General features: G+C 69.4%; 9 protein-coding genes and 2 pseudogenes. 9 read left to right on the top strand and 2 right to left on the bottom strand.

The features are described 5' to 3' along the window. The 5 genes and pseudogenes from AC2VNT_RS02420 to AC2VNT_RS02400 all read left to right on the top strand — a co-directional run. Positions 1–106 (top strand): annotated as a pseudogene (locus tag AC2VNT_RS02420) (deoxyribonuclease IV); the annotation flags it as partial. Between the two features lie 77 nt (positions 107–183). Further along, positions 184–1,824 carry an acyl-CoA dehydrogenase family protein gene (locus AC2VNT_RS02415; protein WP_486945335.1) on the top strand — a complete coding sequence of 547 codons (1,641 nt, stop codon included), beginning with the start codon at positions 184–186 and terminating at the stop codon, positions 1,822–1,824. A gap of 6 nt (positions 1,825–1,830) precedes the next feature. After that, the gene (locus AC2VNT_RS02410; RefSeq protein ID WP_486945334.1) at positions 1,831–2,769 is read left to right on the top strand and encodes a crotonase/enoyl-CoA hydratase family protein; all 939 of its coding nucleotides are present in this window, start codon (positions 1,831–1,833) and stop codon (positions 2,767–2,769) included. Positions 2,770–2,772: 3 nt separating this feature from the next. After that, positions 2,773–3,528 (top strand): PaaX family transcriptional regulator C-terminal domain-containing protein, encoded by a 756-nt coding sequence (locus AC2VNT_RS02405; protein ID WP_486945333.1) that lies wholly within the window; start codon positions 2,773–2,775, stop codon positions 3,526–3,528. Then, a pseudogene (locus AC2VNT_RS02400) lies at positions 3,525–4,286 on the top strand (crotonase/enoyl-CoA hydratase family protein); the annotation flags it as partial. The gene AC2VNT_RS02405 and the pseudogene AC2VNT_RS02400, both read left to right, overlap by 4 nt. A 24-nt stretch (positions 4,287–4,310) precedes the next feature. On the opposite strand, the gene AC2VNT_RS02395 reads toward AC2VNT_RS02400, so the two are convergent. Continuing rightward, complete coding sequence (locus AC2VNT_RS02395) at positions 4,311–4,709, bottom strand: DUF3060 domain-containing protein (RefSeq protein WP_486945332.1); 399 nt, start codon at positions 4,707–4,709, stop codon at positions 4,311–4,313. A 27-nt stretch (positions 4,710–4,736) separates the two neighbouring features. After that, positions 4,737–5,099 (bottom strand): DUF3060 domain-containing protein, encoded by a 363-nt coding sequence (locus AC2VNT_RS02390; protein ID WP_486945331.1) that lies wholly within the window; start codon positions 5,097–5,099, stop codon positions 4,737–4,739. Positions 5,100–5,262: 163 nt separating this feature from the next. Between AC2VNT_RS02390 and AC2VNT_RS02385 the strand changes: the two genes are divergently transcribed. From AC2VNT_RS02385 to AC2VNT_RS02370, 4 genes are all read left to right on the top strand, one after another. Then, complete coding sequence (locus AC2VNT_RS02385; RefSeq protein ID WP_486945330.1) at positions 5,263–5,892, top strand: TetR/AcrR family transcriptional regulator; 630 nt, start codon at positions 5,263–5,265, stop codon at positions 5,890–5,892. Between the two features lie 241 nt (positions 5,893–6,133). Continuing rightward, positions 6,134–6,508 carry a 30S ribosomal protein S12 gene (gene rpsL, locus AC2VNT_RS02380; RefSeq protein WP_486945329.1) on the top strand — a complete coding sequence of 125 codons (375 nt, stop codon included), beginning with the start codon at positions 6,134–6,136 and terminating at the stop codon, positions 6,506–6,508. Next, positions 6,508–6,978, top strand: coding sequence for a 30S ribosomal protein S7 (rpsG, locus tag AC2VNT_RS02375; protein WP_486945328.1), 471 nt, complete (start codon positions 6,508–6,510; stop codon positions 6,976–6,978). The genes rpsL and rpsG overlap by 1 nt, the downstream gene beginning before the upstream one ends. A 78-nt stretch (positions 6,979–7,056) precedes the next feature. Further along, positions 7,057–7,886 (top strand): GTP-binding protein (locus AC2VNT_RS02370; RefSeq protein WP_486945327.1); only part of this gene is annotated, 830 nt, incomplete at its 3' end.

Here is a 7,886-nt window from a genome sequence, read left to right as displayed (position 1 = left end):
GTGGCTGGTGGACGTGGTGCTGACCGCGAACGCGCCGGTGGTCTGTGAGACCGCAGCGGAGCGCCGCAAGGACGACGTCGCGTTCCTGAAGCGGTGCGTCGGTTAGGACGTGACCCGGCCGGCGCAGATCCCAGCTGGCCTTACAACTCTTGTGCAATCGTCGATAAAATGTAACATAGTTTCATGTCGGTCACCCACGTCGTCACCAACCAGGTCCCACCCCTGGAGAACTACAACCCGGCGACGTCGCCGGTGCTGATGGAGTCGCTGGTCCGGGAAGGCGGCGGGTGGGGCGCCGACGCGGTCACCGAGATCGGCGCCATCTCCGGCTCCGGCCAGGCCCAGCGCTGGGGTGAGCTCGCCGACCGCAACCGGCCGATCCTGCACACCCACGACACCGTCGGCAACCGGATCGACGACGTGGAGTACGACCCCGCCTACCACGAACTGATGCGCACCGCGATCGAACACGGGCTGCACGCCGCGCCGTGGGCCGACCCTCGGCCGGGGGCGCACGTGGTCCGAGCCGCCAAGACCGGGGTGTGGACGGCCGAACCCGGCCACATGTGCCCGATCTCGATGACCTACGCCGTCGTTCCCGCGCTGCGCTACAACGACGAGCTGGCCAAGACCTTCGAGCCGCTGCTCACCGAGCCGGTCTACGACCCGGAGCTCAAGGTGCCCACCGAGAAGGCCGGCCTCACCGCGGGCATGTCGATGACCGAGAAGCAGGGCGGCTCCGACGTACGGGCCGGCACCACCCAAGCGGTGGCCAACGCCGACGGCAGCTACACCCTCACCGGCCACAAGTGGTTCACCTCGGCGCCGATGTGCGACATCTTCCTGGTGCTGGCCCAGGCACCCGGCGGGCTCAGCTGTTTCTTCCTGCCCCGGGTGCTGCCCGACGGCACCCGCAACCGGATGCTGCTGCAGCGGCTGAAAGACAAGTGCGGCAACCACGCCAACGCCTCTAGCGAGGTCGAGTACGACGGCGCCACCGCCTGGCTGGTCGGCGAGGAGGGCCGCGGCGTCTCGGTCATCATCGAGATGGTCAACCTGACCCGGCTGGACTGCGCGCTGGGCAGCGCCACCAGCATGCGGATGGGCCTGACCCGCGCCATCTACCACACCCAGCACCGGAAAGCCTTCGGCGCCTACCTGATCGACCAGCCGCTGATGCGTAACGTCTTGGCTGACCTGGCGGTGGAGGCCGAGGCGGCCACCATGGTCGCGATGCGGATGGCCGGCGCCACCGACCAGGCGATCCAGGGTGACGACCGCGCCGCGCTGCTGCGCCGGGTCGGCCTGGCGGCCACCAAATACTGGGTGTGCAAGCGTTCGGCCCCGCACGCCGCCGAGGCGATGGAGTGTCTGGGCGGCAACGGCTACATCGAGGATTCACTGATGCCGCGGCTGTACCGGGAGGCGCCGCTGATGGGCATCTGGGAGGGCTCCGGCAACGTCAGCGCGCTGGACACGCTGCGCGCCGCGGCCACCCAGCCGGAATCGGTCGCGGTGCTCTTCGACGAACTGGCCGGGGTGGCCGGCCAGGACCGTCGGCTGGACGCGCACGTCGCGACGCTCCAGGGGACGCTGCGGGCCACGCTCGCCGACCTGGACAGCGCCCCGTACCGGGCCCGCAAGATCGCCGAGGACATCTGCCTGGCGCTGCAGGGTGCGTTGCTGGTCCGGCACGGTCACCCGGCGGTCGCGGAGGCATTCCTGGCGACCCGGCTGGAGAAGGCGTGGGGCGGGGCGTTCGGCACCCTGCCCGCCGGCCTGGACGTCGGGCCGATCCTCGAACGCGCTCTGGTGAAAGGCTGACCTGCCATGCGACACCACATCTCCCCGGTCCAATTCGACAACCTGCGGACGATGACCTACGAGGTCACCGACCGGGTCGCCCGCATCACCTTCGACCGCCCGGAGAAGGGCAATGCGATCGTCGCCGACACCCCGTTGGAGCTCTCCGCGCTGGTGGAGCGTGCCGACCTGGACCCGCACGTGCACGTGATCCTGGTCTCCGGCCGCGGCGACGGGTTCTGCGGCGGCTTCGACCTGAGCGCCTACGCCGAAGGTTCGTCCTCGGCCGGCGCCGACCCCGAATACAAGGGCACCGTGCTGGACGGCAAGACCCAGGCGGTCAACCACCGGCCCGACCGGCCGTGGGATCCGATGATCGACTACCAGATGATGAGCCGGTTCGTCCGCGGCTTCTCTGCGCTGATGCACGCCGACAAGCCCACCGTGGTCAAGATCCACGGCTACTGCATCGCCGGCGGCACCGACATCGCGTTGCACGCCGACCAGGTGATCGCCGCGGCCGACGCCAAGATCGGCTACCCGCCGACCCGGGTCTGGGGGGTACCGGCCGCCGGGCTGTGGGCGCACCGGCTCGGCGACCAGCGCGCCAAACGGCTGCTGCTGACCGGGGATTGCATCACCGGCGCCCAGGCCGCCGAGTGGGGCCTGGCGGTGGAGGCGCCGGACCCGAAAGACCTCGATGAACGCACCGAGCGGCTGGTGGCCCGGATCGCGGCGATGCCGGTGAACCAGTTGATGATGGTCAAGCTGGCCCTGAATTCGGCGCTGTACCAACAGGGTGTGGCCACCAGCGCGATGGTCGGCACCGTGTTCGACGGGGTGGCGCGGCACACCCCGGAGGGGCACGCGTTCGTCGCCGACGCCGTCGAGCACGGCTTCCGCGACGCCGTGCGGCACCGAGACGAGCCGTTCGGCGACTACGGCCGGAAGACGTCCGGGGTCTAGCCGGTGCCGGCTCAGCCCAGATCGCTCGCTCGGCTCACGGCCCGGTCGGTGGTGCTGTCGGTGCTGCTCGGTGCGCATCCGGCCTGGGCGAGCGCCGCCGAATTAGTCCGGCTCACCGCCGATTTCGGAATTCGGGAGTCCGCGTTGCGGGTGTCGCTGACCCGAATGGTGGGTGTCGGCGACCTGGTTCGATCGGCGAACGGGTACCGGCTCTCCGACCGGCTGCTGGCCCGCCAGGAACGACAAGACGAGGCGATGCACCCGAAACTGCGGCGGTGGCAGGGTGATTGGACAGCGGTCCTGGTCACCAGCGTCGGCATCGATGCCCGGCTCCGAGCCGCGCTGCGGACGACCCTGACGCGTCGCCGCTTCGGGGAGCTGCGCGAGGGGGTGTGGATGCGGCCGGACAACCTCGACCCGGAGCCGGCGGCCACCCTCGGCGCCGACATCGTGGCCCGGGCGCGGGTACTCACCGCCCGCGATCGGGATCCGGCCGGTCTGGCCGCGGCGCTGTGGGACCTGCCCGGCTGGGCGGAGACCGGCGAGCAGCTGCTGACGGCGATGGCCGGCGCCGACGACGTCCCGGGCAGGTTCGCCGCGGCCGCGGCCATCGTGCGCCACCTGCTGACCGACCCGGTGCTGCCCGACGTGTTGCTGCCGCCCGGCTGGCCGGGTGATCGGCTCCGAGAGAGCTACGCCGCGTTCGCCGCCGAGCTCGACCGGCGGCGGAACACGGAGCAACCAGTGGAGGCGAGATGACCCAACCGGTGCGGGTGGACCGGAACGGACCGGTGACCACCGTCATCCTGAACCGTCCGGAGGCGCGAAACGCGGTCGACGGGCCGACCGCCGAGGCGCTCTACACCGCCTTCGACGAGTTCGACACCGACGACTCCGCGGCGGTGGCGGTGCTCTGGGGGGACAATGGAACCTTCTGTGCGGGAGCGGATCTCAAGGCGTTCGGCACGCCCAGGATGAACCGGACGCACCGCAGCGGGCCGGGACCGATGGGTCCGACCCGGATGGTGCTGTCCAAGCCGGTGATCGCGGCGGTGAGCGGCTACGCGGTGGCCGGCGGTCTGGAGCTGGCGCTCTGGTGTGACATGCGGGTGGCCGAGGCCGACGCGGTGTTCGGGGTGTTCTGCCGGCGGTGGGGGGTGCCGCTGATCGACGGCGGCACGGTGCGGCTGCCGCGGCTGATCGGCCACAGCCGGGCGATGGACATGATTCTGACCGGCCGCGCGGTCGGCGCCGCCGAAGCACACGCGATCGGCCTGGCGAACCGGGTGGTGCCGGCCGGTCAGGCCCGGCCCGCGGCCGAAGAGCTGGCCGCCGAGTTGGCCGCGCTGCCCCAGCGGTGCCTGCGCTCGGATCGGCTCTCGGCGTTGCACCAGTGGGGCAGCAGCGAGCCGAACGCGATCGACTATGAATTCGCCAGCCTCGCCCGCGTCGCCGACGAGGCGCAGCACGGCGCAGGGCGGTTCGCGGCCGGGTCCGGGCGGCACGGCGCAACGGCCGACTGCCCGAGCCCGGCGGGGCGATCAACCCCTCGTCACCGTGTTGCCGGAGCCGCGATCGTCGATGGTCGGCTTGCCGTCCTGGTAGGAGACGGTGTTGGCCAGCCCGGTGATGGTCAGCGATGTGATGATCCGCTCCAACCTCAGTCGGTTGTCCGCACCGGTGATGGTCACCGCCGTGCAGGTACCCCGGACCGTCAGCGTGTTGTTGGAGCCGGAGACGTTCAGCGACTTGCCGTCGGCGCAGTCGAGCTGGGTGGTGGTGCCGAGCGGCTCGTAGGTGATCACGTTGCCGACCTCGCGTTGCGAGGTGTCCTTGGCTCTGCCCTTGACGGCTGCCGGGTGGTGACCGCCGCAGCCGGCCAGGCCGATCACGGTGATCAGCGCGACGCAGACGCCGGCGATCGGGCGGGTGCGGTTCACGTCACGAAGATAGCCGGGTCGCTCCGGTCAAGCCGGCACGCGCTGGAGCCGGTTGGTCATCCCCAGCTCGCGACCTCGGTCGAAAAGGAACGGGTCGCCGTTGTGGAAGTAGACCGTCTGGTCGAATCCGTAGACGGTGATGTCGTTGACGACGGTGTCGGCGATGACGGTGTCCCGTGAGCCCTGCATGGATACCGCCCAGCAGGTGCCGAGCGCGTGCACGACGATGTCGACGCCGTTGACGAAGAGCGTTCCGCCGTTGCAGTCGATGGTGTGGACCTCGCTCACCCCGACGATGTGGGTGTCGCCGTTCACCGCGTGGGCGGCGGGTGTCGCCGCTGGCGCTGCGGCGATGCACACCGCTGCCACGCCGAGTGCGCCTAACCTCACTGATCGCCCCTCTCTCGGCTCCGTCTTCCCGCAGACCCTACGCCGGTCGGCGCGTGGTTGGGCTGCTTCCCCCGTCGACGGGTCGAACTGACGCGGTCCCCGCCGGTCGCGTCAATTAGAGTTCTGTGCTGACCGGGCTCGCGCAATTCGAAGGGCGATCGTGATGGCAGTTCGACCAGAACCGCAGATCGCGGAGGTCCGGTCGCGCCCGGGCGGAAAACCGACGGCCCGGTCGGCCAAGTTGAGCCGGGACGTCGTCGTCAACGCCGCCTTGACTTTCCTGGACCGAGAGGGCTGGGACGCGCTGACCGTCAACGCCCTCGCGACCCAGCTCGGCACCAAGGGGCCGTCGCTGTACAACCACGTGGACAGCCTGAACGATCTACGCCGCGCGATGCGGATGCGGGTGATCGACGATCTGATCGAGATGCTCAAGCGGGTCGGCGAGGGGCGCCCGCGCGACGACGCGGTGCTGATGATGGCGGGGGCCTACCGCAGCTACGCCCACCACCACCCGGGCCGGTACTCGGCCTTCACCCGGATGCCGCTGGGCGGGGACGACCCCGAGTACGCCGCGGCGGCCCGGGGCGCGGCTCAACCGGTGATCGCGGTGCTCTCGGCGTACGGCCTCGACGGTGATCAGGCTTTCCATGTCGCCCTGGAGTTCTGGGCGGCGCTGCACGGCTTCGTCTCGCTGGAGATGACCGGGGTGATGGACGACATCGACGCGGACGCCGTCTTCTCCGACATGGTGCGCCGGCTGGCATCGGGCATGCGGGGCCGCGCCGGCTGACCTGCTCGCGGGCTGCGTCCGCCTGCTTTGACCCGTCGGAGCCCCGCCGGGTATTGTGGTAGCTCGTGCCTGGCCACCTATGGCGCGTTTGGTGACATAAAGCGCGCGCCGGGCCAATTCGCATGTCCACGAAGCAGCGGATTAACCGCCGCGATCGGCCCATGCGACACACCCGAGCGCGGGGTGAGGTGGTGAGGCATAACTGCAGGACAACGACGAGCACGACACAGGAAGCCGGTAGATGCCAACCATTCAGCAGCTGGTCCGCAAGGGCCGCCGCGACAAGCTCGCCAAGGTCAAGACCGCGGCCCTCAAGGGCAGCCCGCAACGCCGTGGCGTGTGCACCCGCGTCTACACCACCACCCCGAAGAAGCCGAACTCGGCGCTGCGTAAGGTCGCCCGTGTCAAGCTGACCAGTCAGGTCGAGGTCACCGCCTACATCCCGGGCGAAGGCCACAACCTACAGGAGCACTCGATGGTGCTGGTCCGCGGTGGCCGGGTGAAGGACCTGCCCGGTGTCCGGTACAAGATCATCCGCGGCTCGCTGGACACCCAGGGGGTCAAGAACCGCAAGCAGGCTCGCAGCCGCTACGGCGCCAAGAAGGAGAAGGGCTGATGCCGCGTAAGGGGCCGGCGCCGAAGCGTCCACTGGTCAACGACCCGGTCTACGGGTCGCAGTTGGTCACCCAGCTGGTCAACAAGGTGCTGCTGGCCGGGAAGAAGTCGCTGGCCGAGCGCATCGTCTACGGCGCCCTGGAGCAGACCCGGGACAAGACCGGGACCGATCCGGTGGTCACGCTCAAGCGCGCCCTGGACAACGTCAAGCCGGCGCTGGAGGTGCGCAGCCGCCGGGTCGGTGGCGCCACCTACCAGGTGCCGGTCGAGGTGCGGACCGACCGGTCGACCACGCTGGCGCTGCGGTGGCTGGTCAGCTTCTCCCGGCAGCGTCGGGAGAAGACGATGATCGAGCGGCTGGCCAACGAGATCCTCGACGCCAGCAACGGCCTGGGCGCCTCGGTGAAACGCCGGGAGGATACCCACAAGATGGCCGAGGCCAACCGGGCGTTCGCGCACTACCGCTGGTGACGAACGGTCGGGTTCGGCCCGGCGACCGGCTCGCAGACAAGTAGCCAAGCAAGCAATCGAAAGAGTGGGAAGACTTCCGTGGCACAGCAGGACGTGCTGACCGACCTGAACAAGGTCCGCAACATCGGCATCATGGCGCACATCGATGCCGGTAAGACGACGACGACCGAGCGGATCCTGTACTACACCGGGGTCAACTACAAGATCGGTGAGACTCACGACGGCGCTTCCACCACCGACTGGATGGAGCAGGAGCAGGAGCGTGGCATCACCATCACCTCGGCGGCGGTCACCTGCTTCTGGAACACCAACCAGATCAACATCATCGACACCCCGGGCCACGTCGACTTCACCGTGGAGGTGGAGCGGTCGCTGCGGGTCCTCGACGGCGCGGTGGCGGTCTTCGACGGCAAGGAAGGCGTCGAGCCGCAGTCCGAGCAGGTGTGGCGGCAGGCGGACAAGTACGACGTGCCGCGGATCTGCTTCGTCAACAAGATGGACAAGATCGGCGCCGACTTCTACTTCACCGTGCGCACCATCGAAGAACGACTGGGCGCCAAGCCGTTGGTCATCCAGCTGCCGATCGGCGCGGAGAACGACTTCGAGGGCATCGTCGACCTGGTCGAGATGAACGCCAAGGTGTGGCGCGGCGAGACCAAGTTGGGCGAGCACTACGACACCGTCGCCATCCCGGCCGATCTGGCCGACAAGGCCGCCGAGTACCGGACCGCCCTGTTGGAGGCCGTCGCCGAGACCGACGAGGCGCTGCTGGAGAAGTACCTGGGCGGCGAGGAGCTCACCGTCGACGAGGTCAAGGCCGGCATCCGCAAGATCACCGTGGCCTCGGAGATGTACCCGGTGCTGTGCGGCAGCGCCTTCAAGAACAAGGGCGTGCAGCCGATGCTGGA

The organism is Mycobacterium sp. TH-M15 (genome assembly GCF_057473705.1).
Note: the sequence above shows the minus strand (reverse complement) of the source record. Positions and strands in the feature narration are given on the sequence as shown.